Raw genomic sequence first — 24,195 nt, 5'->3', positions numbered from 1 at the left:
TCCTTTGTTGCGTGCCCGCGATCATCAATGCACCACCCGGTCGAAGCGGAACTCGCCCGGCGACTGGATCGGGTCCACATCCACCGGGATCACCGCCTTGGGCGCGAAGCGCCCTTCGAGCAGCAGCCTGGACAGCGGGTTCTCGATGCGCTGCTGGATCGCCCGCTTCAACGGACGGGCACCATACACCGGATCGAATCCGACCTTGGCCAACTCCGCAAGCGCGGCAGGGGAAACGTCCAGCGTCAGATCGAGGTGCGCCAGCCGGTGGCGCAGCGCGCGGATCTGGATCTCGGCAATCGCCTCGATGTGCTGCGCATCCAGCGCGTGGAACACCACGGTCTCGTCGATGCGGTTCAGGAACTCGGGCCGGAAGTGGTTCTTGAGCTCGCCCTGCACCGCCTCCTTGATGTCCTCCGCGTCCTGGCCCACCATGGCCTGGATCAGGTGCGAGCCGATGTTGCTGGTCATCACGATCACGGTGTTCTTGAAGTCCACGGTGCGGCCCTGGCCATCCGTCAGGCGGCCATCGTCCAGCACCTGCAGCAGCACGTTGAACACGTCCGGGTGCGCCTTCTCCACCTCGTCGAGCAGCAGCACGCTGTAGGGCTTGCGGCGCACGGCCTCGGTCAGGTAGCCGCCCTCGTCGTAGCCCACGTAGCCCGGCGGCGCGCCGATCAGGCGGGCCACCGAATGCTTCTCCATGAACTCGCTCATGTCGATGCGGATCAGGTGGTCCTCGCTGTCGAACAGGAAGCCCGCCAGCGCCTTGCACAGCTCGGTCTTGCCCACGCCCGTGGGGCCCAGGAACAGGAAGGAGCCGGTCGGCCGGTTCGGATCGGACAGGCCCGCGCGCGAACGGCGGATGGCGTTGGCCACGGCCACGATGGCCTCGTCCTGGCCGACCACGCGCTGGTGCAGCTTGTCTTCCATCTGCAGCAGCTTCTCGCGTTCGCCCTGCATGAGCTTGGACACGGGGATGCCGGTGGCGCGCGCCACGACCTCGGCGATCTCCTCGGTGCCGACCTGGGTGCGCAGCAGGCGCTGGCCGCTGGCCATGCCGCCCTTGCCGGCTTCCTTGTCCTGGGCTTCCTTGAGCTTCTTCTCCAGCTCCGGCAGCTTGCCGTACTGGATTTCGGCGACCTTGTTGAAGTCGCCCTTGCGCTTGAACTCCTCGACCTGGAAGCGGAACTTCTCGATCTCTTCCATCACCTCCTTGGAGCCCAGCGCCTCGGCCTTCTCGGCCTGCCAGACTTCGTCCAGGTCGGCGATCTCCTTCTGCAGCTTGGCGATCTCGTCCTCGATCAGGCCGAAGCGCTTCTGCGAGGACTCGTCCTTCTCGCGGCGCACGGCCTCGCGCTCGATCTGCAGCTGGATCAGGCGGCGGTCCAGCCGGTCCATGACCTCGGGCTTGGAGTCCATCTCGATCTTGATCTTGGCCGCGGCCTCGTCGATCAGGTCGATGGCCTTGTCGGGCAGGAAGCGGTCGGTGATGTAGCGGTTGGACAGCTCGGCCGCGGCCACGATGGCGGGGTCGGTGATCTGCACGCCGTGGTGGGCCTCGTACTTGTTCTGCAGGCCGCGCAGGATGGCGATGGTGGCCTCCACGCTCGGCTCGCCCACGAGGATCTTCTGGAAGCGGCGCTCCAGCGCGGCGTCCTTCTCGATGTACTTGCGGTATTCGTCCAGCGTGGTGGCGCCCACGCAATGCAGCTCGCCGCGCGCAAGGGCGGGCTTGAGCATGTTGCCGGCGTCCATCGCGCCTTCGGCCTTGCCGGCGCCCACCATGGTGTGCAGCTCGTCGATGAAGACGATGGTCTGGCCTTCGTCCTTGGCCAGCTCGTTCAGGACCGACTTCAGGCGCTCCTCGAACTCGCCGCGGTACTTGGCGCCAGCCAGCAGCGCCGCCATGTCGAGCGACAGCACGCGTTTGCCCTTGAGCGAATCGGGCACCTCGCCGGCCACGATGCGCTGGGCCAGGCCCTCGACGATGGCGGTCTTGCCCACGCCGGGTTCGCCGATCAGCACGGGGTTGTTCTTGGTGCGCCGCTGCAGCACCTGGATGGCGCGGCGGATCTCGTCGTCGCGGCCGATCACGGGGTCGAGCTTGCCCATGCGGGCGCGCTCGGTCAGGTCCAGCGTGTACTTCTTGAGGGCTTCGCGCTGGCCTTCGGCCTCGGCGCTGTCGACCTTCTGGCCGCCGCGCACGGCGTCGATGGCCGACTCCAGCGACTTGCGCGTGACGCCGTTCTCGCGCAGCAGCTTGGCCGAGTCGATCTTGCTGTCCACGTAGGCCAGCAGGAACAATTCGCCCGCGATGAACTGGTCGCCGCGCTTGAGCGCTTCCTTCTCGGAGGCCTGCAGCAGCGTGACGAGGTCGCGGTCGGGCTGGACCTGCTCCTGGCCCTGCACCTGCGGCAGGCGCTTGACCGCGCCTTCGGCCGCGGCCAGCAGGCCCTGCACGTTGGCGCCTGCGCGTTCGAGCAGCGGGCGCGGGCCGTCCTGCTGCTTGAGCATGGCGGCCAGCACGTGCTGGGGCGTGATGTAGGCGTTGTCGCTGGCCAACGCGAGCGACTGGGCATCGCCCAGGGCTTCCTGGAATTTGGTGGTGAGTTTGTCGATTCGCATGTTCGAGTTCTCCGAATTGCAACGAACATGGGGAGAGGATGCGCCCGTTTCAAGGGCGCCGCTGTCGGAGCGGGCCGACAGCTGGCCTGGATCAAACGTTGCGGGCCTGGATGCCCCAGCGGGCCAGCGCCGCATCGTCGCTGACGCGGGCGTCGACCCAGCGACCACCCTCAGGGGTCTGCTCCTTCTTCCAGAACGGGGCCTGGGTCTTGAGGTAGTCCATCAGGAACTCGCAGGCCTGGAAGGAGGCACCGCGGTGCGCCGAGGTCACGGCCACGAGCACGATCTGGTCGGTGGGCGCCAAGGGACCCACGCGGTGCACCACGCGCACGCCGTAGAGCGGAAAGCGGGCAAAGGCGGCGTCGACCATGGCCTCGATGGCGCGCTCGGTCATGCCAGGGTAGTGCTCCAGCTCCAGTGCCGTGACCTGCCCCGGGGCGTCCGGGTGGTGGTCGCGCACGGTGCCGACAAAGCTGCAGACGGCGCCCACGCGGGCGTCCTGCGCGCGCAGGGCTGCGATCTCCGCGCCGAGGTCGAAGTCGGCGGTCTGGATGCTGACGCGGGAAAGAGACATGCGGCGATTCTCGCGCAGGCTATAGTCGCGCCCCATGTCCGCTTGCATCGCCCCCAGCACCACACCCGTGGCCCGCTGCTGCGCGAAAAAAGCGAACAAACCGCCGCTCGTCTGACCGGGGCTGCGGTTCCGTCGTCGGATGTGCGACGGAACCCTTGGCAGCCCTCCTGCATCAGCTTCGCGCGCGCACACCTTCGATGGTCGACCCCACCGGTCTTCCCGTACCCATCGAAAGGAATGTCTGTGTCTTCTGCTTCTCCCCTGTTCTCCGGCCTGTGGATTCCATTGGTCACGCCCTTCACCGCCGACGACCGCGTCGACCACGCCGCGCTGGCCGCCCTGGTGCGCGACCTGGCCGGCCGCGGTGTGGCCGGCTTCGTGCCCTGCGGCAGCACCGGCGAAGCCGCCGCGCTGACGGCCGAGGAACAGCTGGCCGTGCTGGACACCACGCTGGCTGCGGCCCAGGGCCTGCCCGTGTTGATGGGCGTGGGCGGTTACCGGTTGCAAGGCGTGCTGGCGCAATTGGAAGCCGTCTGCACGCGGCCTGTGGCCGGCGTGCTGGTGGCGGCGCCGTTCTACATCCGGCCTTCGCAGGAAGGGCTGCTGACCTGGTTCCGCACCCTGGCCGACGCCAGCCCCGTGCCGCTGGTGCTCTACGACATCCCCTACCGCACGGGCGTGGAACTGCGGCTGGAGACGCTGCTGGCGCTGGCGGACCACCCGCGCATCCAGGCCGTCAAGGACTGCGGCGGCGACGCGGTCAAGACGGCCGCGCTGATCGCCGACGGCCGGCTCTCGGTGCTGGCCGGCGAGGACGCGCAGGTCTTCAGCAGCATGGCGCTGGGGGCAAGCGGCGCCATCACGGCCAGCGCGCACCGGCACACGGAGCGTTTCGTGCGGCTGATCGCGCTGTTGCATGCGGGCACCTTGGCCGAGGCACGGGCGCTCTGGCAACCGCTGCTGCCCTGGGTGCTGGCGGTGTTCGACGAGCCCAATCCCGGCCCGATCAAGGCCTTGCTGGCCGAGGCCGGGCTGATGGACGAGCGCCTGCGCGCCCCGATGACCTCTGCCTCGCCCGCCCTGCGCCAGCGCCTGCGTGCGCTGGGGGACGGCCTGCTCAACCGCCCGTGACGGGCGGGAAGAACGCGACCTCGGCACCGTCGTGCAGCGCAGCGGACTCGTCCTGCATCTGCTGGTCCACGGCCACGCGCACGGCGCGGCCCCGGGCCAGCAGTTCGGCATAGGCACCGCCGCGCGCGAGCAGTTCGTCGCGCAGCGCGCCGACGGTGGCGGCCTCGGTCTGCACCGCTTCCTGGCCCAGCCCCAGGCCCTCGCGGATCGAGGCGAAATAACGCAGTTGCAGCTTCATCCCCACAGGTCCTCGAATGGCAGGAAGCGCACGGTGTCGCCGTGCGCGATGGGCTGGCCGGCGGGCGTGTCGACCAGGCCATCGCAGGCGGCCACGGAGGTCAGCACGCCCGAGCTCTGGTTGGGAAACAGTTCCAGCGCACCGTCGGCATTGCGGCGCGCGCGCAGGAACTCGCGGCGCCGGTCGGCGCGCTTCCACTCGAAGGCGGCGGGCAGGTGCACCACGGCCGGCGCAATGCGCGTGGCGCCCTGCAGCTGGAGCAGGAAGGGCCGCACCAGCAAGACGAAGGTGACCAGGCTGGAAACCGGATTGCCAGGCAGGCCGATGAAGTGGCAGGCCGTGCCATCCGCATCCGCACCTGCATCCGCATCCCGGGCGATCGCACCGTAGGCGAAAGGCTTGCCGGGCTTGATCGCGATCTGCCAGAGCTCCAGCCGTCCCAACGCCTGCACGGCCGGCTTCACATGGTCTTCCTCGCCGACGGAGACGCCGCCGCTGGTCAGCACCAGGTCGTGGTGCTGCGCCGCGGTGCGCAAGGCTTGCACGGTGGCGTCCTGCCGGTCCGGCACGATGCCCAGGTCGCTGACCTCGCAGCCCAGGCGCTGCAACAGCGCGCGCAGGAAGAACCGGTTGGAGTTGTAGATGGCGCCGGGCCGCATCTGCGCGGGCGGCACCTCGCCGGGCATCACGAGTTCGTCGCCGGTGGAGAACAGCGCCACGCGCGGGCGGCGCGTGACCGTGAGTTGCGCCAGGCCGATGCTGGCGGCCATGCCCAGCGCGGCCGGCGTGAGCCGCGTGCCGCGCGCGAGCACCGTGGTGCCCAGCGCCACATCCTCGCCGGCGCGGCGAATGGACTGGCCGGGCGTGGGCACCGCGCGCACACGGATGCGGCCATCGTCCAGCGGCTCGCAGTCTTCCTGCATCACCACCGCGTCCGCGCCTTCGGGCACGGGCGCGCCCGTGAAGATGCGCGCGGCCGTGCCCGCGGCAAGCGCAGTGCCCGTGCTGCCGGCCGGGATGCGCTGCGAAACCGGCAGCACCGTGCCCGCGGAAGGCACATCGGCGCAGCGCAGCGCATAGCCATCCATGGCGCTGTTGTCCAGCGGCGGCACCTGCAGGCCGGACACCACGTCGCGCGCCAGCACACGGCGGTCGGCATCGAAGGTGGACACGCTCTCGCTGGCGGCCAGCGGCACGGCATAGCCCATCAGCTGGGCCAGGGCCTCGTCCAGGGTCTTGAGCTTGGCGGCAGGATCGGTCATGCGGGGGATTCAACGGTAGGCGAACAGCGCGGCATTGTCGGCCAGCCAGCGGGCCAGCGCCGGCACGTCGTTCAGATCCAGCACCGGGCACAGGGGGGCGGGCTGGAGCGCGGCAGGCGCGTCGGTCAGAACGGCGCGGACCTGCAGGTCCTCGGGATAACGCGCAGGCCGCTGCTCGCCTGCGCGGCGCACTTCCAGGCGCGGCAGGTCTTCGTGCTTGAAGCCCTCGACCAGCACCCAGTCGACGTCCTGGCGCAGTTCGGCGATCAGGCCACGCGCGGTCGGCGCGTGCTCGGCCGGGTATTCGCGCAGCAGCGCCAGGCGGCGATCGGAGGCGATCACCACCTCGTGCGCGCCGGCCTCGCGGTGGCGCCAGCTGTCCTTGCCAGGGGTGTCGATGTCGAAGCCGTGGTGCGCGTGCTTGACGACCGAGACCGATTCGCCGCGCGCCTTGAGCAGCGGGATCAGCCGCTCGATCAGCGTGGTCTTGCCGGCGCCCGAGTAGCCGGCGACACCCACGACCTTCACAGGCCAGCGCCGCCCGGCCACCCGAAGGCGTCGGCGCGCGCCCCCGGGCGGCCGCGATGCGCGAGGCGATGCGCTGGCGGGCTCAATGGCAGTGTTCGGCGATGTAGCGCTTGATGACCTCGGCGTCTGCCGGCACGCGCTGCACGCGGCGCGGCAGATCCTCGATGCCTTCGAACCGTGCGGGCCGCTCGGGCGCGCGGCCCAGCGCTTCCACGATGGTCTCGGCGAACTTGATCGGCAGCGCGGTTTCCAGCACCACCATGGGGACGCCCGCAGTGCGGTGCGCGCGCGCCACCTTGAGGCCGTCGGCCGTGTGCGTGTCGATCATCTGGCCAAAGCGCTCCCAGGTGTCGCGGATGGTCGCGAGGCGGTCGGCATGCGTGCTCTTGCCGCTGGCGAAGCCGAAACGCGTGGCGCCCTGCGCGAACAGCGGATCGGCGGCCAGGTCGAAGCGGCCCGTACGGGCAAGGCCCGCGCCGAACAGCTCGGCCGTGCGTGCGGCGTCGCGGCCCAGCAGGTCGAACACGAAGCGCTCGAAGTTGGACGCCTTGGAGATGTCCATCGACGGGCTGGAGGTCTCGTGCGTGTCCGCGCTGCCGCGCACGCGGTAGGTGCCGGTGCGGAAGAACTCGTCGAGCACGTCGTTCTCGTTCGTGGCCACGACCAGCCTGTGGACCGGCAGGCCCATCATGCGTGCCACATGGCCGGCGCAGACGTTGCCGAAGTTGCCCGAGGGCACGGTGAAGCTGACCTGCTCGCCGTCCATCTTCGTGGCCTGGAAGTAGCCCGCGAAGTAGTAGACGACCTGGGCCAGCAAGCGCGCCCAATTGATCGAGTTGACCGTGCCGATGCGGTACTTCCGCTTGAACGCGAGGTCGTTGGAGACGGCCTTGACGATGTCCTGGCAATCGTCGAACACGCCGTCCGCGGCCAGGTTGTGGATGTTGGCGTCTTGCAGGCTGAACATCTGGGCCTGCTGGAACGGGCTCATGCGGCCGTGCGGCGAGGTCATGAAGACGCGCACGCCCTTCTTGCCACGCATGGCGTACTCGGCCGCGCTGCCGGTGTCGCCGCTGGTGGCGCCCAGGATGTTGAGTTCCTCGCCGCGGCGGCCCAGCTCGTACTCGAACAGGTTGCCGAGCAGCTGCATGGCCATGTCCTTGAAGGCCAGCGTGGGGCCGTTGGACAGGGCTTCGAGGTACACGCCGTCTTCCAGCGGGCGCAAGGGCACGATGGCTTCGGTGCCGAACACGTCGCGTGTATAGGTCTTGGCGCACAGGGCCTTGAGGTCGGCCGCGGGAATGTCGTCGATGTAGAGCGACAGGATTTCGAAGGCCAGCTCGGCGTACGGCAGCGCGCGCCAGCGTGCGAGGGTGGCGGCATCGACCTGCGGGTACTGCTCGGGCAGGTACAGGCCGCCGTCGGGCGCCAGGCCTTCGAGCAGGATCTCGCAGAACTGCTTGCGGTCGGCGTGGCCGCGCGTGGACAGGTAACGCATCAGTTCAGCTCTTCCTTGCGGATGCGCGTGATCGGCGCCAGCACGGTCGGCAGCGCCTGCATCTTGGCGATGGCGGCGTCCATCAGCGCTTCCTGGCAGTCGTGCGTGAGGATGATGAGGTCGGTCTGCGTCGAACCCTCGCCACCGACCTCGTCGGCCTCGCGCTGCAGCACGGCGTCGATGCTGATGCCGGACTCGGCCAGCAGGCCCGTGACCTTGGCCAGCACGCCGGCCTGGTCGGCCACGCGCAGGCGCAGGTAGTAGCTGGTCACCACCTCGCCCATGGGCAGCACCTTCAGGTCGCTCAGCGCATCGTGCTGGAAGGCCAGGTGCGGCACGCGGTGCTCGGGATCGGCCGTGTGCAGGCGCGTGATGTCGACCAGGTCGGCGATCACGGCGCTGGCGGTCGGCTCGCTGCCCGCGCCCTTGCCGTAGTACAGCGTGGTGCCCACGGCATCGGCCTGCACGACGACGGCGTTCATCGCGCCCTCGACGTTGGCGATCAGGCGCTTGGCCGGCACCAGGCTCGGGTGCACGCGCAGCTCCACGCCCTTGTCGGTGCGCTTGGTGATGCCCAGCAGCTTGATGCGGTAGCCCAGCTGCTCGGCGTAGCGGATGTCCTGCGCCGACAGCTTGGTGATGCCTTCCACATAGGCCTTGTCGAACTGCACCGGGATGCCGAAGGCGATGGCCGACATGATGGTGGCCTTGTGCGCGGCGTCCACGCCTTCGATGTCGAAGGTTGGGTCGGCCTCGGCATAGCCCAGGCGCTGGGCTTCCTGGAGCACCACGTCGAAGTCCAGGCCCTTGCTGCGCATCTCCGACAGGATGAAGTTGGTGGTGCCGTTGATGATGCCGGCGATCCACTGGATGCGGTTGGCGGTCAGGCCCTCGCGCAGCGCCTTGATGATGGGGATGCCGCCGGCCACCGCCGCCTCGAAGGCCACGATCACGCCCTTGGCCTGCGCTGCCGCGAAGATCTCGGTGCCGTGCACGGCCAGCAGCGCCTTGTTGGCCGTGACCACGTGCTTGCCGGCCGCGATGGCTTCGAGCACCAGTTGCTTGGCGATGCCATAGCCGCCGATCAGCTCGACGACGATGTCGATGTTCGGGTCGGCGATGACGGCGCGCGCATCGGCAACGACCTTCACGTCGCTGCCGACGACGGCGCGTGCACGTTCGACGTTCAGGTCGGCCACGGTTGCGATCTCGATGCCCCGGCCGGCGCGGCGCCGGATCTCCTGCTGGTTGCGCGCGAGAACGTTGAAGACACCGCTGCCGACGGTGCCGATGCCCAGAAGGCCGACCTGGATGGGTTTCATGCGAGAGCCGCTTGTGCGGAGGAGGAAGAGGAAACGGAATGGCGTTTGCGGTACTGCTCGAGGAAGGCAGCGATGCGGCCGATGGCCAGGCGCAGGTCGTCCTCGTGCGGCAGGAACACGATGCGGAAGTGGTCGGGCGTGGGCCAGTTGAAGCCCGTGCCCTGCACCAGCATGACCTTGGTTTCCTGCAGCATCTCGAGGATGAACTGCTGGTCGTCCTCGACCGGGTAGACCTTGGGGTCGAGCCGCGGGAACATGTACAGCGCCGCGCTGGGCTTGACGCAGCTCACGCCCGGGATCGCGGTGATGAGTTCGTAGGCCAGGTCGCGCTGGCGGCGCAGCCGGCCGCCCTCGCACACGAGGTCCTTGATGCTCTGGTAGCCGCCCAGCGCCGTCTGGATCGCCCACTGGCCCGGCACATTGGCGCACAGCCGCATGTTCGAGAGCATGTTCAGGCCCTCGATGTAGTCGCGCGCGGGCTTCCTGTCGCCCGAGACCACGAGCCAGCCGGCACGGTAGCCGCAGCTGCGGTAGCTCTTGGACAGCGAGTTGAAGGTCAGCGTGAGCACGTCGTCGGACAGGCTGGCGATGGCCGTGTGGCGCACGCCGTCGTAGAGCACCTTGTCGTAGACCTCGTCGGCGAATAGCACCAGGCCGTGCTCGCGGGCGATGTCCACCAGGGCCTGGAGCAGTTCGTCGGAGTACAGCGCGCCGGTCGGGTTGTTCGGGTTGATGACCACGATGCCCTTGGTCTGCGGCGTGATCTTGGCCCGGATGTCGTCCAGGTCGGGCATCCAGCCATTGGCCTCGTCGCAGCGGTAGTGCACGGGCGTGCCGCCCGACAGGCTCACGGCGGCCGTCCACAGCGGATAGTCGGGTGCGGGCAGGAGCAGTTCGTCGCCGTCGTTGAGCAACGCGTTGGTGGCCATCACGATCAACTCGCTGGCGCCGTTGCCCAGGTAGATGTCGTCCAGCGTGACGCCCTTGACGCCCTGCTTCTGCGTCTCGTGCATGACCGCCTTGCGCGCCGCGAAGATGCCCTTGCTGTCCGAGTAGCCGGCCGAGTTCGGCAGGTTGCGGATCATGTCCTGCTGGATCTCTTCGGGCGAATCGAAGCCGAACACCGCGAGGTTGCCGATGTTGAGCTTGATGATCTTCTGGCCCTCTTCCTCCATCTGGCGCGCCGCATCCATGATGGGGCCGCGGATGTCGTAGCAGACGTTGGAGAGCTTGGCGGATTTACGGACGGTTTTCATGGAGTCCCCTGCAGTCCCTCAATGGCCCCGTCTGGGTCTTGGCCAAAGAGCCGCGCCGCGGCAAAGCCATACCCCTGCCGGCGCCCTTGTTGAAGCGAAAACCTATAATTTGACCACAGTTCGCGGCAATTCCAGGCCCGCACACTCACCCTCCTCCATGAAGCTGCAGCCCGACCGATCCGACGTCCAGACCATCACCGCACTGGGGGCCGACTGGATCGCCGTGCAGGCCGACCGCATCAGCCACAGCGTGGTCATCGGCTCGCGCGGACAGCGCATCGCCTGGCCTTGCCAGCGTTTCGAGGACCTGGGCGCGGAGCACTTCGCACAACTGGCCGAACTCGATTGCGAGGTCGTGATCTTCGGCAGCGGCCCCAAGCTGCGTTTTCCGCAGGCCGCCTGGCTGCGCCCGCTGATCGCCAAGCGCATCGGCGTGGAGACCATGGACACGGCCGCCGCCTGCCGCACCTACAACATCCTGGCGCAGGAGGGCCGCGACGTCGTGGTCGCGCTGCTGCTGGAGCCTGCACAGTGACGCATGCACACCCGTGCTGCGCTTCCTGTAACAGGGAAGCGCGAAAAGCATTTTCAGGGTAAAATCTAGGGTTGCCGCGATGGCCTCTTGGGCCTGAATACACGCGCCCGACGACCACTTTCCGACTCCCGAGATTCAAACATATGGCGATCGTTGTCAACAAACTCATCCCTGAATTCGAAGCCAACGCCACGGGCGGCGTGAAAGTCTCCAACACCTCGCACCTGGGCCATGTCCTGGTGCTGTATTTCTATCCCAAGGACAACACGCCCGGTTGTACCACCGAAGCCATGCAGTTCCGGGACAAGTACAAGGACTTCGTGAAGGCCGGGGCCACGGTGTTCGGCGTGTCGCGCGACAACATGAAGTCGCACGACGAGTTCAAGGCCAAGCTCGAGCTGCCCTTCGAACTCATTGCCGACACCGAAGAAAAAATGTGCCACATGTTTGGCGTGGTCAAGAACAAGATCATGTACGGCAAGAAGGTCAAGGGCATCGAGCGCAGCACCTTCCTCATCGGTGCCGATGGCACGCTGCAGCAGGAGTGGCGCGGCCTCAAGGTCCCCGGCCACGTGGACGAAGTCCTGGCGGCCGTCAAGGATCTCAAGACGACCGCCTGACCGCTGCGGTCATCCGCGCGAAAGGCTGTCACGGGGGTCATGCATAATGGTTCCATGCCCCTAGGAGACGCTCCTCGCGCATCCCACCAAAAAGCCGCCCTGGCGACCGGGCGGCTTTTTCGTTTTTGCTCCTTCCCAGGAAACACGACGCCCCATGCCTCTGCCCCCGCCCCCCGCAAAGCGCGCTGCCACCCTGTCGCCTGACGCCTTCGACGCCCCTGCGCGCGCCACATCGAAACCCGCGCGGGTCGCACGCGCACGGTTCACCGAGGCAGCGTTGGAAGCGCCGGCCAACGCACCGCGCGAAGCCCAGGATGAAGCACCCGTCGCCGTGTTGCGCGATGCCGGCGCTGTCGTCGAAGCACCCGTGATGCGCGAACCGGCCGAGGCGGAGGCGCCCCCGGCCCGCGGGCGCCGCACGCCATCGGCCGATACCGCGGCTGCCGCGCCGGCACGCAAGCGCAAGCCGGCCAGGTCGAGCGGCCCGTCCAAGCTGTTCGTGCTCGACACCAACGTGCTGATGCACGACCCGATGTGCCTGTTCCGCTTCGAGGAACACGACATCTACCTGCCGATGATCGTGCTGGAAGAGCTCGACGGCCACAAGAAGGGCATGAGCGAAGTGGCGCGCAACGCGCGCCAGTCGAGCCGTACCCTCGATGCCCTGGCCGGCGCGCCGAACGCCGACATCGCCGTCGGCCTGCCACTGGACGCCACCGGCCACCGTGAGGCCGGCGGCAAGCTGTTCTTCCAGACCCGCCCGCTGGACGACAAGCTGCCCGCCGCCCTGCCGCAGGGCAAGGCCGACAACCAGATCCTCGGCGTGGTCGATGCGCTGCGGCGCGAGCATGCGCCGCGCGAGGTGGTGCTGGTGTCCAAGGACATCAACATGCGCGTCAAGGCCAAGGCCCTGGGCCTGGCCGCCGACGACTACCAGAACGACAAGACGCTGGAGGACGGCGAGTTCCTGTACTCCGGCGCGCTGGCGCTGCCGCCTGATTTCTGGGCCAAGCACGGCAAGACGGTGGAGAGCTGGCAGCAGGGCCAGCACACCTTCTACCGCATCGCCGGCCCCGTGGTGCCGAGCCTGCACATCAACCAGTTCGTCTACTTCGAGGCGCCCGGCGAGCCCAGCCTGTACGCGCGGGTGACCGAGATCCGCGCCAAGACCGCCGTGCTCAAGACGCTGCGCGACTTCAACCACCTGAAGAACGCTGTCTGGGGCGTGACCACGCGCAACCGCGAACAGAACTTCGCGATGAACCTGCTGCTCGATCCCGAGGTCGACTTCGTCACGCTGACCGGCAACGCCGGCACCGGCAAGACGCTGATGGCGCTGGCCTCCGGCCTCACGCAGGTGCTGGACGACCGCCGCTACACCGAGATCATCATGACCCGCGCCACCGTCAGCGTGGGCGAGGACATCGGCTTCCTGCCCGGCACCGAGGAAGAAAAGATGGGCCCCTGGATGGGCGCGCTCGACGACAACCTCGAGGTGCTGGCCAAGACCGAGACCAGCGCGGGCGAGTGGGGCCGCGCGGCCACCAACGAGCTGATCCGTTCGCGCATCAAGATCAAGAGCATGAACTTCATGCGCGGCCGCACCTTCCTGAACAAGTACGTGATCATCGACGAGGCGCAGAACCTGACGCCCAAGCAGATGAAGACGCTGATCACGCGCGCCGGCCCGGGCACCAAGATCGTCTGCATGGGCAACCTGCAGCAGATCGACACGCCCTACCTGACCGAAGGCTCCTCGGGCCTGACCTTCGCGGTCGACAAGTTCAAGGGCTGGCCGCACAGCGGCCACATCACGCTGGCGCGCGGCGAGCGTTCTCGCCTGGCCGACTTCGCGAGCGAAGTGCTGTAGCCCGAAGGTTTTGCCGCCGGGCCGCCCCAAGGCAAAACGCCCCCCCCCTCGGGGGGCAGCGACCCGCGCAGCGGCGGAGCGTGGGCGCTATTCCGTCAGGCGTCCAGCTTGAGGCCCTTGGGCAGCGGGAACTTCAACGTTTCCTGCACGCCGTCCATCTTGCGGACCGCCTGTGCGCCGAGCGCGCGCAGGCGTTCGATCACCTGCTGGACCAGCACGTCAGGTGCAGACGCGCCCGCCGTCAGGCCCACGCGCGGCTTGCCTTCGAACCACTCGGCGCGCAGTTCGTCCGCGCTGTCGACCATGTAGCTCTCGGTGCCGAGCTTCTTGGCCAGCTCACGCAGCCGGTTGCTGTTGGAACTCGTGGGGCTGCCCACCACGATCAGGATGTCGACCTGCGGGCTGAGCACCTTGACGGCGTCCTGCCGGTTCTGCGTGGCGTAACAGATGTCCTGCTGCTTGGGCTCGCGCACGTTCGGAAAGCGCGCCTTGACGGCAGCCGCGATCTCCGCTGCATCGTCCACCGACAGCGTGGTCTGTGTGACCACGGCCAGCCGCTCGGTCTGGCCGGGCTGCACGCGCGCCACGTCGGCCACGTCCTCGACCAGGTGGATGCCGCTGTCGAGCTGGCCCATCGTGCCCTCGACCTCGGGATGCCCCTTGTGGCCGATCATGATGAACTCGAAGCCTTCCTTGTGCAGCTTGGCCACCTCCACGTGGACCTTGGTCACGAGCGGGCAGGTCGCGTCGAAGATGCGGAAGCCGCGCCGTTCGGCCTCGCGCTGCACTGCCTGGCTGACGCCGTGGGCCGAGAACACCAGCGTGGCATCGGGCGGCACCTCGTCCAGCTCTTCGATGAAGATCGCGCCGCGCGCCTTCAGGTCGTTCACCACATAGGTGTTGTGCACGATCTCGTGGCGCACGTAGATCGGCGCGCCGAACTTGGCAAGCGCGCGCTCGACGATCTCGATCGCGCGGTCCACGCCGGCGCAGAAGCCGCGCGGCTCGGCCAGGACGATGTCGCTCACCACGCCGGTCATCAAAGCACTCCGATCAGCTGGACCTCGAAGGTCACGGGCTGGCCCGCCAGCGGGTGGTTGAAATCGAATTGCACGGCCGTGTCCTTCAGCGCGATGACCGCGCCGGCGTAGTTGCCCGAGCCATCGGGCGTGGGGAACTGCACCACGTCGCCCACGCTGTACTGCTCGTCCGGGTCGCCCAGCTTGGCCAGCAGGCCGCGCGCCACCCATTGCTGCATCTCGGGGTTGCGCTCGCCGAACGCGGCGCCGGCGGGCAGCTCGAACTGCGTGTGCGTGCCCTCGGCCAGGCCGAGCAAGCGCTCCTCGACGGCCGGCGACAGCTCGCCCGCGCCCAGCGACAGCGTGGCCGGCTTGCCGCCGAAGGTGTTGATGATGTCGCCGCCCGGACCGGCCAGCCGGTAATGCAGGGTCAGGAAGGAGCCGGGATGCACCACGGGCACGGCGGCGGAGTCTGGGGTCATGGGGAGCCTCGATAAACTGGACGCCATTGTAAAAACCCGGGCCACCGGGTCCCCGCCATGGCGTTGAAAGACCTTCCCACCGACGCCCAGCCGCGCGAAAAGCTGCTGGCGCGCGGGCCGCAGGCGCTGGCCGATGCCGAGCTGCTCGCCCTGCTGCTGCGCACCGGCATCCAGGGCAAGAGCGTGCTGCGCATGGCCGACGAACTGCTCGCCCCGCCGCCCCTGGGCTTCGGCGGCCTGTCCGGCCTGTTGCACGCCAGTGCGACCGACCTGCAGCGCATCAAGGGCCTCGGCCCGGCCAAGCGCGCCGAGCTGGTCGCCGTGCTGGAACTCGCACGCCGCGCGCTGGCCGAGCAGCTGCGCGAACGGCCCCTGTTCAGCGCGCCGCAGCAGGTCAAGGACTACCTGCAGCTGCAGCTTGCGGGCCGCCCGCACGAGGTCTTCGCCGTGGTGTTCCTGGACAGCCAGCACCGCCTCATCGCGCTGGAAGAGTTGTTCCGCGGCTCCCTCTCGCAGGCCAGCGTCTACCCGCGCGAAGTGGTGGTGCGCGCGCTGGCCCACCACGCCGGCGCCGTCGTACTGGCCCACAACCACCCCAGCGGCAGCGCCGAGCCCTCGCGCGCCGACGAGCTGCTGACGCAGCAACTCAAGGCCGCGCTGGCGCTGGTCGACGTGCGCGTGCTCGACCACGTGGTCGTCGCGCCGGGCCAGGCCGTCTCGCTGGCCGAACGGGGGCTGCTGTGAGGGCCCGCTCGCTGCAGGACCTGGGCGCCATGCGCGGCCACCTGGCGGAGCAGCAGCGCCTGGCGGCCGAACGCGAGGCCGTGCGCCGCGAGGCCCTGCGCCGCGCCGAGGCCGAACGCAACCTGTTCGCCAACGCCGCGGGGCCGGTGGCGCCGCTGCGCCAGCCCCCGCGCGTGCGGCTGGCACCCGAGCAACCCGCGCCGATCCCGGTGCAGCAGCAGCTCGACGAGCAGCGCGTGCTGCTGGAAAGCCTCAGCGACGAGTTCGACGCCACCACGCTGCTGGACGTGGACGACGCCATGAGCTTTCGCCGCCCCGGCATCGGCATGGACGTCACCCGCCGGCTGCGCAAGGGCGAGTGGAGCCTGCAGCGCGAGCTCGACCTGCACGGCCTGCGCCGCGAAGACGCGCGCGAGGCCTTGTCGGCCTTCATCCGCGAATCGCACCGCCAGGGCCTGCGCTGCCTGCGCGTGGTGCACGGCAAGGGCCTGGGCTCGCCCGGCCGGGTGCCCGTGCTCAAGTCCAAGGTGCAGGCCTGGCTCATCCAGAAGCAGGAGGTGCTGGCCTTCGTGCAGGCCCGGGCCGACGAAGGCGGCGCCGGCGCGCTCGTGGTCCTGCTCAAACCCCAGTCCTGAGCGACAGAAGGCGCCCGCGGATGCGCCCGGCGGCACCACGCGGCACTAGACTGCCCGCGCCATGTTCCGCCGCCTGCCCTTTCCCGCCCCGCCACGCGCCCTGGCCGCACCGTGCGCCGTACTGTGCGCCGCACTCGCGCTGGCCGGCTGCGCCAGCCAGGCACCGCTGCAGCGTCCGGACGCACCCGTGCCCACCGCCTGGCCAGGCCAGCTGACCGAAGGCGGGCAGGACGCCACCCGCATCCACTGGCGCAGCTACTTCGCCGACGCGCGGCTGCAGGCCCTGATCGCCGCCGCGCTGGAGCACAACCGCGACCTGCACATCGCGGCCGCGCGCGTGCAGGAGGCGCGCGCGCAGTACGGCGTCACGCGCGCCGACCGCCTGCCCGGCGTGAACCTCGGCGCACAGGCCGCCATCCAGCGCTCGCCGCCGGCGCTGAGCGGCCTGGACGCCCAGTCCAACGCCGACCGCTACGACCTGGCCATCTCCACGGTCTCGTTCGAGCTCGATTTCTGGGGCCGGCTGGCGCGGCTGTCCGAGTCCGCGCGCGCCAGCTACCTGGCCACCGAAGAGGCGCAGCGCGCGCTGCAGCTGTCGCTGGTGTCCGACGTGGCCAGCGCCTACTTTGCGCTGCTGCAGCAGGACGAGGCCCTGGCCCTGGCGCGCGCCAGCCTGGCGCTGCGCGAGGAATCGCTGGATCTGCTCACGCGCGGCCAGCAGATCGGCGCCGTGCACGACTACGACGTGCAGCAGGCCACCGGCGCGCTGGAAACCGCGCGCGGCACCCTGTTCGCCGCCACGCACCAGCAGGCGCTGGCCACCAGCCGCCTGCAGTTCCTCGTGGGCCAGCCGCCCGCCGCCTTGCCACCCGGCAACACGCTCGCCAACCAGGCCCTGGGCCAGCCGCTGTCCGCCGGCCTGCCCGGCGAGGTGCTGCTGCTGCGACCCGACGTGCTGGCCGCCGAGCAGCGGCTGGCCGCCTCGCACGCCAATGTGGGCGCCGCACGCGCCGCCTTCTTCCCGCGCATCGTGCTGACGGCCGGCCTGGGTTTCGCCAGCCCCGCGCTGGCCACGCTGTTCAGCGGCGGCGCCTGGAACTTCCAGCCCGCGCTGACGTTTCCGCTGTTCGACGGCGGCCGCCTGGACGCCCAGGCCGACATCGCCGAAGCGCGCAAGCGCGTCGCCGTGGCCGAGTACGAGAAAACCATCCAGCTCGCCTTCCGCGAGGTTGCCGACCAGCTCTCGGCCCAGCGCACGCTGGCACAGCAGCTGCAGGCCATCGCCGCCAACCAGCGCGCGCAGCAGCGCCGGCTGGAGATCGCCCAGGCCCGCTACGCCGGCGGCATGGTCGGCTACCTCGAGGTGCTGGACGCCCAGCGCGACCTGGTCGGTGTGCAGCAGACCGCCATCGAACTGCGCCGCGCGCAACTGGACGCCTCGGCCCAGCTCTACAAGGCGCTGGGCGGCGGCGCCCGCGCCGGCACCTGAACATCAAGAACCAACGCATGTCCATCTCCGACACCCTGGTGCGCGCCATCCAGCTGCAAGGCAGCGGCCACACCGCCGAGGCCGCCACGCACTTCCATGCCGTGCTGGCCGCCCAGCCCGACAACGGCCCGGCCCACTACTCGCTCGGCCTGATCGCCTGGCAGGCCGGCGACGGGGCCACGGCGCTGGCGCGCTGCGAGGCCGGCGTGGCCGCCGCGCCCGGCTTCGCGCCGCTGCACCACCTGCACGGCACCGTGCTGCAGGGCCTGGGCCGCAACGACCAGGCCCTCGCGGCCTACGACCGCGCGCTCGCGATCCAACCCGACTTCGTCGACGTGCTGCTCAACAGCGGCGCGCTGCTGCGCGCCATGTACCGCCACCACGAGGCACTGGAGCGCTTCAACCAGATCCTGCGCTTCGCGCCCGACCACCCGTCCGCGCTGGGCAACTGCGGCATTCTCCTGACCGAGTTCAAGCAGAGCGCCCAGGCGATCGCGATGTTCGAGCGGCTGGTGCGGGTCAAGCCCGATGCCGACTACGCGCTGGGCCTGCTGTTCTTCGAGCGCCTGCACGTCTGCGACTGGACCGATTTCGACGCGCTGCGCGCGCGCATCGTCGACGGCGTGCGCGCCGGCCAACGCGTGTGCAAGTCGCTGGCCTTCATGTCGGCATCCAGCAACGCGCAGGACCACCAGCGCGCCGCGCGCATCTTCGCGGCCCACCAGAACCCGCGCCAGCCGCAGGCGCTGTGGAACGGCGAGCGCTACCAGCACAAGCGCATCCGCATCGCCTACGTCTCGCCCGACCTGCGCGAACACCCCGTCAGCCACCTGATGTGCGGCATCTTCGAGCGGCACGACAAGAGCCGCTTCGAGACCATCGCCATCTCGCTGGGCGTGGACGACGGCAGCCGGCTGCGCGGGCGCATCCTCGCGGCCTTCGACGAGTTCGTCGACGCGCGCGACTGGACGGCCGAGCGCATCGCGCGCTGGATGCGCGAGCGCGAGGTCGACATCGCCATCGACCTGGGCGGCTACACCTCGGACACGCGCACCGCCATCTTCGCGTGGCGGCCGGCGCCGGTGCAGGTCAACTACCTGGGCTATCCCGGCACCATGGGTGTGGACTACTACGACTACATCCTGGCCGACCGCCACATCATCCCGGACGCCCACAAGCCCTTCTACGACGAGCAGGTGGTCTACCTGCCAGACGCCTACCTGACCGTGGACGACAGCGTGCAGATCGCCGAGCGCACGCCCACGCGCGCCGAATGCGGCCTGCCCGACGAGGGCGTGGTGTTCTGCTCGTTCAGCCACGACTACAAGATCACGCCGCCGGTGTTCGATGTCTGGATGCGCCTGCTGGCCCAGGTGCCGGGCAGCGTGCTGTGGCTGGTCTCGCGCGGCGAAGCCACCCAGCGCAACCTGCGCAAGGAAGCCGCGCTGCGCGGCATCGCGCCGGAACGCCTGGTGTTCGCCGGCCGCGTGCCGCGCGTGGAAGACCACCTGGCCCGCTACCGCCAGGCCGACATCTTCCTGGACACCCATCCCTACAACGCCCACACCACGGCCGCCGACGCGCTGATGGCCGGCCTGCCCGTGGTGACCTGCGTAGGAGATTCCTTCCCCTCGCGCGTGGCCGGCAGCCTCGTGCAGGCGGCCGGGCTGCCCAAGCTGGCCACCGATTCGCTGGCCGCCTACGAGGCCCTGGCGCTCAAGCTCGCGCAGAACCCCGAGCGCCGGGCCTCGCTGCGCCAACGGCTGCTGCAGCGTGGCGACGGCGCGAATGGCCAGGCCCTGTGCGACACCGACGGTTTCCGCCGCCACCTCGAAGCCGCCTACACCGCGATGTGGCGGCGCACCCAGCTCGGCGGTGCCAGCGATGCGCTGGCCTGCAACCCTAGCCAACCACAAGCATGACCAAGACCCTGGACCTGGGCTGCGGCCCCAACCCCAACAACCCGTTCAAGGCCGACGAGGTGTTCGGCGTCGACATCCGCGAGGACATCGGCAACAACATCGCAGCCGCCGACCTGGCGATCGAGCCGATCCCGTATGCGGACGGCATGTTCGAGTTCGTGACCGCCTTCCAGTTCATCGAGCACGTGCCGCGCGTGATCTACGCGCCCAAGCACCGCAACCCGTTCGTGCAGCTCATGAACGAGATCTACCGGGTGCTCAAGGTGGACGGCATCTTCCTCTCGGTCACGCCGGCCTACCCGCACAACGCGGCGTTCCAGGACCCGACCCACGTGAACATCATCACGGAGGAGACCTTCCCCTGCTACTTCGACGACACCAACCGCTGGGCCAAGATCTACGGCTTCAACGGCCACTTCCGCATGCTGCGGCAGGAGTGGATGGGCGCGAACCTCGTCACGCAGATGCAAAAGCGCCTGCCGGGCTGAGCGCGCCCGCGCTGCTTCAGAGCGCGTCCAGCGCGCCCTGGATGGCCTGCACCACCAGCGGATAGCCCGAGTGGCGCAGCACGTCCTGCTGCAGCGCCTTGACGAGCAGCGCCCGCTCGCGCGCGTGGGCGGGCAGGCTGAAGTGGCGGACCTTGTCACGCAGTTCGTCCAGCGTGCGGAACGACACCTCTGCATGCGCCGGCGTCAGCGCCGCGAGCCCGTCGCGCGCATCGGTCAGGCACAGGCCGCCGGACAGCACCACGTCGTGGAAGCGGTTCACCACCGCATGGTCGAACTGCAGCGAAGAAATGTTGATGTTGACGCGGCTGCCGCCGAACACGCGCTGCACCGCCGCCGGCTCGTACACCGCCGGGTGGTAGCGCAGGCCGGGCCGGTCGACCTGCAGCTGGCGCGTGATGCCGTGCAGGTAAGCCGGGTCGCCGCCATACACGTCGAGCGCATCCAGGCCGGCCTGCTCGAACACCCATCCGCGCAGCGGGAGCGTGAGGCCGGTGACCTCGTTGCGCAGCCACTGGGCCTGCGCCACGCGCAGCAAGGCCCGGTCGGCGTCCGTGCCCAGGCCATCGAGCGCCTGGTCGGCGAAGGCCTTCACCTGCGGCTCCAGCGCGCTGGCGAAGTCCGCGCGCCTTGCCTGCAGCGCCGCATCCAGCAGCTGCTGCAGCCGCGGGGATGCATGGCGCGGGCTGGCCTGGCTGGGCACCGCATGGCCGACGAAGGCGGTGTCGTGCACGAAGCCATCCAGCAGCGGCTCGACCGGCGCGAACTCGCTGGCGTGCGGCACCAGGCCGGCATGGCCGATGCCCACGGACGCCAGGTCGGCGATGTTGCCGGCCTCGATGCACAGATGGGCCGCGCGCCCCGCCACGCGCTGCCAGGCCTGCAGCTTGGCGATGGCGCCCAGCAGGTCCAGCCCGCCCAGGATGGTGTCCTGGTGCAGGAACACCAGCCGGCCCGCGAAGCTCTCGAAGTAGTGGCGCCCGGTGGCGGGCCGCACCGACTGCACCGCATTGCTGGAGGCTGTGGAGATGTAGACCGCGTCGGCATGGCCGGGCTCCTCCACGAAGCGCTGGAAGCTCTCGCTGTCGAAGCCCTCGGGCTTGACGGCCAGCACCTGCAGGCCGCTGTGGGCCAGCGCGGCGCCCAGCGCCTGGGCGATGCGCCGGTAGATGGGCGTCCTGGACAGTTCGATGTAGACGGTGCGTGGGCTCATGGCTGGATGCGAATGTGCAGGCCGGCGCCCGAAGGCGCGGGCCGCTGTAGTGAAATGCGGGCATGCCTTCCCACCACCCCGCGATTCTGGTCCCCATCTACCAGCCACGCCTGTCGCCGATCGAAGAGTTTTCGCTGGACGTGTCGGTGCAGGCCCTGGCCGGCCGGCGCATCGATTTCGTCGGCCCGGACGGGCTGGCGCTGGACTACTACCGGCAGCGCTACCCGCAGCTGGGCTTCATCGGCCTGGCGCCCCGGTGCTTCGCCAGCATCGCCGACTACAACCGCCTGCTGCTGGACCCGGCCTTCTACGAGCGCTTCGCCGATCAAGGCCACCTGCTGATCCTGCAGACCGATGCCGTGGTGCTGCGCGACGAGCTCGACGCCTGGTGCGCCTCGCCCTACGACTACGTGGGTGCGCCCTGGCCCGATGGCAACGAGCTGTTCGTCAACCTCGACCGCTTCCAGGGCGCGCTGGGCAAGCGCCTGAAGGTGCATGTGGGCAATGGCGGGCTCAGCCTGCGCCGCATCGACAAGTGCGCCGCGCTGCTGCGCGAGTTTCCGCAGGCCATCCAGGTGTTCTGCCAGACGGGCTCCAGCGAAGACCTGTTCTTCGCCTTCATGGGCGCGCTGTCGGGCGACTTCGTGCTGCCCAACGAGATCGTCGCCTCGCGCTTCGCGCTGGAGTTGCGGCCCTCGTACTACCTGGCCGTCAACGGCGGCCAGGTCCCGATGGCGGGCCATGCCTGGTGGAAGTACGAGCCCGCGTTCTGGAAAGCCTTGCTGCCGCCCTCGCCCGTGCTCGACACGGTCTGACCGTGCCGCCCGGCTGAAGCGGCAGCGGGGCCGGCCGGCCCCGCCGTGCATCAGGCCTTGGACGTTCCGCCGGCCAGGATGCCGTGCTGCGCCGGGTCCTGCAGGCCGGCCAGCGTGGTCATCGACTTGCCCAGCGCCGTGACCACCGCCGTGGACGGCGTGCCCGCCACCGCGTTGCCGTTGGCGTCGAACTGGCGCATCGCGTCCGCCATGCCGACCACCACGCCCTGCGTTGCCGAGCGCGCCGCCGCAGCGGTGGCCGGATCGGCGGCCGCCTGCGGCGCGCCGTTCCAGGCCGCGTCGCCGTCGAAGCTGCCGATGGCCTCGGCCAAGCTGCCGACCTGCGTGCGCAGGTCGTTGGCCGGCGCAGTGTCGGCCACCGCCTTCTGCGCCACGAACCAGACGTCGGCCGCCGCATGCGTGGCGCCGTCGGTGGTCTCGTAGCTGGACACCAAGCCCACCAGGTTGCCGTTGTCCTTGCTGAGCTCGGCGCGGGCGTTCAGGTTGATGCTCTTGATGTTGTAGTCGGCCAGGGTGCGCAGTTCGCCGGACTGGCTCACGCCATCGGAGTCCGCATCCACCCACAGGCGCAGGTCGGCGAAGGCCGCGTCGTCGGCGTTCAGCACGCCGTCGCCGTTGCTGTCCAGCTCGCGCAGCGCGGCATAGCCGTCCGCCGCGTTCTGGCCGCTGGCCAGTCGCGTAGAGGTGCCGAACAGCTCGGAGCCGTCGTTGATGCTGCCGTCGCCGTTGCGGTCCAGCACCAGCAGGCCGTCGCCGCTGGAGACCCAGCCGGTCTGCACCGCGTTGCCGTCGGCGAACAGGTCGAACTTGACGCCGGCCGTGATGCTCTGCGTCTGCACGCCGTTGCCGTCCAGGTCCAGGATCACGGGCGAGCCCAGCGCCAGGTGCTGGGTCTGCGTGGTCGTGAACGCGCTGATCTGCGTGGTGGTCAGCGCATGGACCTGCGTGGTCGTCAGTGCCGCCACCTGGGTCGTGCTCAGGGCCACCAGGTCGGACGTCTCCAGCGCACGCACCTGGGTGGTGGTCAGCGCGGCGATGTCGCGGGTCTCCAGCGCGGCGGCCTGGGCGGTCGTCAGCGCGGCGATGCTTTGCGTGCTCAGCGAAGCCACCTGCGCGGTGGTCAGCGCCACGATCTGGGCCGTCGTCAGCGCGGCGATGCCGGTCGTGGTCAGCGCAGCGATCTGGCTGGTGCGCAGCGCGGCGAGGTCGCCGGTCTCCAGCGCCGCCACCTGGGCGGTGGTCAGCGCGGCGATGCCGGCCGTGGTCAGCGCGGTGGCCTGCGTGGAGGTCAGCGCCGCCACCTGGGCGGTGGTCAGTGCAGCCACACCGGCCGTCGTCAGCGCAGCCACACCGGCCGTGCTCAGCGCGGCGACCTGCGTGGTCGTCAGCGCGGCCACGCCGGCCGTGGTCAGCGCCGCGACCTGGTTGGTGCGCAGCACGGCCACGTCGCGCGTTTCCAGCGCCGCCACCTGGGCGGTGGTCAGCGCAGCGATGCCAGCCGTCGTCAGCGCGCCGACCTGCGTCGTCGTCAGGGCCTCGACCTGCGCCGTGGTCAGCGCGGCCACGCCGGCCGTCGTCAGCGCGGCGATGCCGGCCGTGCTCAGTGCGCCCACCTGCACGGTGGTCAGCGCCGCCAGGTCGGTGGTCTCGAAGGCGCGCACCTGGGTGGTGGTCAGCGCGGCCACGTCGCGGGTTTCCAGTGCCGCGACCTGGGCCGTCGTCAACGCCACGATGGCGCTGGTGGTCAGGGCCGACACCTGCACGCTGGTCAGCGCCACGACCTGGTCGGTCGTCAGCGCGGCCACGCCGGCCGTGGTCAGTGCCGCGACCTGGTTGGTGCCCAGCGCTGCCAGGTCACCGGTCTCCATGGCCACCACCTGGGCGGTG

22 protein-coding genes are annotated in these 24,195 nt (G+C 69.6%); 10 read left to right on the top strand and 12 right to left on the bottom strand.

The window, feature by feature from the left end:
* Positions 1-24: 24 nt before the first annotated feature.
* Both clpB and ASF44_RS14195 read right to left on the bottom strand, forming a co-directional pair.
* Complete coding sequence (gene clpB, locus ASF44_RS14200; protein WP_056899884.1) at positions 25-2,628, bottom strand: ATP-dependent chaperone ClpB; 2,604 nt, start codon at positions 2,626-2,628, stop codon at positions 25-27.
* Positions 2,629-2,719: 91 nt separating this feature from the next.
* Positions 2,720-3,202, bottom strand: coding sequence for a molybdenum cofactor biosynthesis protein MoaE (locus ASF44_RS14195; protein WP_056900286.1), 483 nt, complete (start codon positions 3,200-3,202; stop codon positions 2,720-2,722).
* A gap of 237 nt (positions 3,203-3,439) precedes the next feature.
* Between ASF44_RS14195 and dapA the strand changes: the two genes are divergently transcribed.
* Entirely contained in the window at positions 3,440-4,333 is an 894-nt protein-coding gene (dapA, locus tag ASF44_RS14190; protein WP_056899883.1) for a 4-hydroxy-tetrahydrodipicolinate synthase, read from the top strand.
* Here dapA and moaD read toward each other — a convergent pair.
* The 6 genes from moaD to ASF44_RS14160 form a co-directional block, all read right to left on the bottom strand.
* Complete coding sequence (gene moaD / locus ASF44_RS14185; RefSeq protein WP_056899882.1) at positions 4,320-4,571, bottom strand: molybdopterin converting factor subunit 1; 252 nt, start codon at positions 4,569-4,571, stop codon at positions 4,320-4,322. The two genes, dapA and moaD, sit on opposite strands and share 14 nt — an antisense overlap.
* On the bottom strand, positions 4,568-5,833 hold the full coding sequence (glp, locus tag ASF44_RS14180; RefSeq protein ID WP_056899881.1) for a gephyrin-like molybdotransferase Glp: 1,266 nt from the start codon (positions 5,831-5,833) through the stop codon (positions 4,568-4,570). Before glp ends, moaD begins: the two co-directional genes overlap by 4 nt.
* Positions 5,834-5,842: 9 nt before the next feature.
* Entirely contained in the window at positions 5,843-6,361 is a 519-nt protein-coding gene (gene mobB, locus ASF44_RS14175) for a molybdopterin-guanine dinucleotide biosynthesis protein B (protein ID WP_056899880.1), read from the bottom strand.
* An 82-nt stretch (positions 6,362-6,443) separates the two neighbouring features.
* On the bottom strand, positions 6,444-7,859 hold the full coding sequence (gene thrC / locus ASF44_RS14170; RefSeq protein WP_056899879.1) for a threonine synthase: 1,416 nt from the start codon (positions 7,857-7,859) through the stop codon (positions 6,444-6,446).
* Positions 7,859-9,181 carry a homoserine dehydrogenase gene (locus ASF44_RS14165; RefSeq protein WP_056899878.1) on the bottom strand — a complete coding sequence of 441 codons (1,323 nt, stop codon included), beginning with the start codon at positions 9,179-9,181 and terminating at the stop codon, positions 7,859-7,861. The genes thrC and ASF44_RS14165 overlap by 1 nt, the downstream gene beginning before the upstream one ends.
* Positions 9,178-10,437, bottom strand: coding sequence for a pyridoxal phosphate-dependent aminotransferase (locus tag ASF44_RS14160; RefSeq protein ID WP_056899877.1), 1,260 nt, complete (start codon positions 10,435-10,437; stop codon positions 9,178-9,180). The genes ASF44_RS14165 and ASF44_RS14160 overlap by 4 nt, the downstream gene beginning before the upstream one ends.
* 157 nt (positions 10,438-10,594) lie before the next feature.
* Here ASF44_RS14160 and ASF44_RS14155 point away from each other — a divergent pair, with 157 nt between their 5' ends.
* The 3 genes from ASF44_RS14155 (at position 10,595) to ASF44_RS14145 (ending at position 13,462) form a co-directional block, all read left to right on the top strand.
* On the top strand, positions 10,595-10,972 hold the full coding sequence (locus ASF44_RS14155) for an Mth938-like domain-containing protein (RefSeq protein WP_056899876.1): 378 nt from the start codon (positions 10,595-10,597) through the stop codon (positions 10,970-10,972).
* Positions 10,973-11,115: 143 nt separating this feature from the next.
* Positions 11,116-11,592, top strand: a complete 477-nt coding sequence (locus ASF44_RS14150; RefSeq protein WP_056899875.1) for a peroxiredoxin — start codon at positions 11,116-11,118, stop codon at positions 11,590-11,592.
* A gap of 154 nt (positions 11,593-11,746) precedes the next feature.
* Positions 11,747-13,462 carry a PhoH family protein gene (locus ASF44_RS14145; protein ID WP_056899874.1) on the top strand — a complete coding sequence of 572 codons (1,716 nt, stop codon included), beginning with the start codon at positions 11,747-11,749 and terminating at the stop codon, positions 13,460-13,462.
* Between the two features lie 95 nt (positions 13,463-13,557).
* Here the strand turns inward: ASF44_RS14145 and ispH are convergent, their stop codons facing one another.
* Both ispH and ASF44_RS14135 read right to left on the bottom strand, forming a co-directional pair.
* Positions 13,558-14,502, bottom strand: coding sequence for a 4-hydroxy-3-methylbut-2-enyl diphosphate reductase (gene ispH, locus ASF44_RS14140; protein WP_056899873.1), 945 nt, complete (start codon positions 14,500-14,502; stop codon positions 13,558-13,560).
* A complete protein-coding gene (locus tag ASF44_RS14135) occupies positions 14,502-14,963 on the bottom strand; it encodes a peptidylprolyl isomerase (protein WP_056899872.1) in 462 nt (153 codons plus the stop codon). The genes ispH and ASF44_RS14135 overlap by 1 nt, the downstream gene beginning before the upstream one ends.
* Before the next feature lie 57 nt (positions 14,964-15,020).
* On the opposite strand from ASF44_RS14135, the gene radC reads away from it, so the two are divergent.
* The 5 genes from radC (at position 15,021) to ASF44_RS14110 (ending at position 20,241) form a co-directional block, all read left to right on the top strand.
* Complete coding sequence (gene radC, locus ASF44_RS14130) at positions 15,021-15,707, top strand: DNA repair protein RadC (protein ID WP_056899871.1); 687 nt, start codon at positions 15,021-15,023, stop codon at positions 15,705-15,707.
* Positions 15,704-16,342 carry a Smr/MutS family protein gene (locus ASF44_RS14125; RefSeq protein ID WP_369820924.1) on the top strand — a complete coding sequence of 213 codons (639 nt, stop codon included), beginning with the start codon at positions 15,704-15,706 and terminating at the stop codon, positions 16,340-16,342. Before radC ends, ASF44_RS14125 begins: the two co-directional genes overlap by 4 nt.
* Before the next feature lie 61 nt (positions 16,343-16,403).
* Positions 16,404-17,831 (top strand): efflux transporter outer membrane subunit, encoded by a 1,428-nt coding sequence (locus tag ASF44_RS14120; RefSeq protein WP_056899870.1) that lies wholly within the window; start codon positions 16,404-16,406, stop codon positions 17,829-17,831.
* Positions 17,832-17,848: 17 nt separating this feature from the next.
* Positions 17,849-19,753 carry a tetratricopeptide repeat protein gene (locus ASF44_RS14115; protein ID WP_056899869.1) on the top strand — a complete coding sequence of 635 codons (1,905 nt, stop codon included), beginning with the start codon at positions 17,849-17,851 and terminating at the stop codon, positions 19,751-19,753.
* Positions 19,750-20,241: a methyltransferase domain-containing protein gene (locus ASF44_RS14110; protein WP_056899868.1), complete on the top strand. Its 492-nt coding sequence runs from the start codon at positions 19,750-19,752 to the stop codon at positions 20,239-20,241. The genes ASF44_RS14115 and ASF44_RS14110 overlap by 4 nt, the downstream gene beginning before the upstream one ends.
* Positions 20,242-20,257: 16 nt before the next feature.
* On the opposite strand, the gene ASF44_RS14105 is transcribed toward ASF44_RS14110, so the two are convergent.
* Positions 20,258-21,472: a glycosyltransferase gene (locus ASF44_RS14105; protein ID WP_056899867.1), complete on the bottom strand. Its 1,215-nt coding sequence runs from the start codon at positions 21,470-21,472 to the stop codon at positions 20,258-20,260.
* A gap of 62 nt (positions 21,473-21,534) precedes the next feature.
* Here ASF44_RS14105 and ASF44_RS14100 point away from each other — a divergent pair, with 62 nt between their 5' ends.
* A complete protein-coding gene (locus ASF44_RS14100; protein ID WP_056899866.1) occupies positions 21,535-22,287 on the top strand; it encodes a DUF5672 family protein in 753 nt (250 codons plus the stop codon).
* Positions 22,288-22,337: 50 nt separating this feature from the next.
* On the opposite strand, the gene ASF44_RS32350 is transcribed toward ASF44_RS14100, so the two are convergent.
* Positions 22,338-24,195, bottom strand: a 1,858-nt coding sequence (locus ASF44_RS32350) for a beta strand repeat-containing protein (RefSeq protein ID WP_369820923.1), incomplete at its 5' end; no start/stop codon positions are given.

The organism is Pseudorhodoferax sp. Leaf274 (assembly GCF_001422445.1).
Classification (GTDB): Bacteria; Pseudomonadota; Gammaproteobacteria; order Burkholderiales; family Burkholderiaceae_C; genus Pseudorhodoferax.
The sequence above is the reverse complement of the archived record's forward strand: the minus strand, read 5'-3'. Positions and strand labels throughout refer to the sequence as shown.

What these genes read in the sequence shown, in the direction of transcription:
- clpB (WP_056899884.1), bottom strand. Translation starts at nt 2,628, where the DNA reads ATGCGAATCGACAAACTCACCACCAAATTCCAGGAAGCCCTGGGCGAT.
- ASF44_RS14195 (WP_056900286.1), bottom strand. Translation starts at nt 3,202, where the DNA reads ATGTCTCTTTCCCGCGTCAGCATCCAGACCGCCGACTTCGACCTCGGC.
- dapA (WP_056899883.1), top strand. Translation starts at nt 3,440, where the DNA reads ATGTCTGTGTCTTCTGCTTCTCCCCTGTTCTCCGGCCTGTGGATTCCA.
- moaD (WP_056899882.1), bottom strand. Translation starts at nt 4,571, where the DNA reads ATGAAGCTGCAACTGCGTTATTTCGCCTCGATCCGCGAGGGCCTGGGG.
- glp (WP_056899881.1), bottom strand. Translation starts at nt 5,833, where the DNA reads ATGACCGATCCTGCCGCCAAGCTCAAGACCCTGGACGAGGCCCTGGCC.
- thrC (WP_056899879.1), bottom strand. Translation starts at nt 7,859, where the DNA reads ATGCGTTACCTGTCCACGCGCGGCCACGCCGACCGCAAGCAGTTCTGC.
- ASF44_RS14165 (WP_056899878.1), bottom strand. Translation starts at nt 9,181, where the DNA reads ATGAAACCCATCCAGGTCGGCCTTCTGGGCATCGGCACCGTCGGCAGC.
- ASF44_RS14160 (WP_056899877.1), bottom strand. Translation starts at nt 10,437, where the DNA reads ATGAAAACCGTCCGTAAATCCGCCAAGCTCTCCAACGTCTGCTACGAC.
- ASF44_RS14155 (WP_056899876.1), top strand. Translation starts at nt 10,595, where the DNA reads ATGAAGCTGCAGCCCGACCGATCCGACGTCCAGACCATCACCGCACTG.
- ASF44_RS14150 (WP_056899875.1), top strand. Translation starts at nt 11,116, where the DNA reads ATGGCGATCGTTGTCAACAAACTCATCCCTGAATTCGAAGCCAACGCC.
- ASF44_RS14145 (WP_056899874.1), top strand. Translation starts at nt 11,747, where the DNA reads ATGCCTCTGCCCCCGCCCCCCGCAAAGCGCGCTGCCACCCTGTCGCCT.
- ispH (WP_056899873.1), bottom strand. Translation starts at nt 14,502, where the DNA reads ATGACCGGCGTGGTGAGCGACATCGTCCTGGCCGAGCCGCGCGGCTTC.
- ASF44_RS14135 (WP_056899872.1), bottom strand. Translation starts at nt 14,963, where the DNA reads ATGACCCCAGACTCCGCCGCCGTGCCCGTGGTGCATCCCGGCTCCTTC.
- radC (WP_056899871.1), top strand. Translation starts at nt 15,021, where the DNA reads ATGGCGTTGAAAGACCTTCCCACCGACGCCCAGCCGCGCGAAAAGCTG.
- ASF44_RS14120 (WP_056899870.1), top strand. Translation starts at nt 16,404, where the DNA reads ATGTTCCGCCGCCTGCCCTTTCCCGCCCCGCCACGCGCCCTGGCCGCA.
- ASF44_RS14115 (WP_056899869.1), top strand. Translation starts at nt 17,849, where the DNA reads ATGTCCATCTCCGACACCCTGGTGCGCGCCATCCAGCTGCAAGGCAGC.
- ASF44_RS14110 (WP_056899868.1), top strand. Translation starts at nt 19,750, where the DNA reads ATGACCAAGACCCTGGACCTGGGCTGCGGCCCCAACCCCAACAACCCG.
- ASF44_RS14105 (WP_056899867.1), bottom strand. Translation starts at nt 21,472, where the DNA reads ATGAGCCCACGCACCGTCTACATCGAACTGTCCAGGACGCCCATCTAC.
- ASF44_RS14100 (WP_056899866.1), top strand. Translation starts at nt 21,535, where the DNA reads ATGCCTTCCCACCACCCCGCGATTCTGGTCCCCATCTACCAGCCACGC.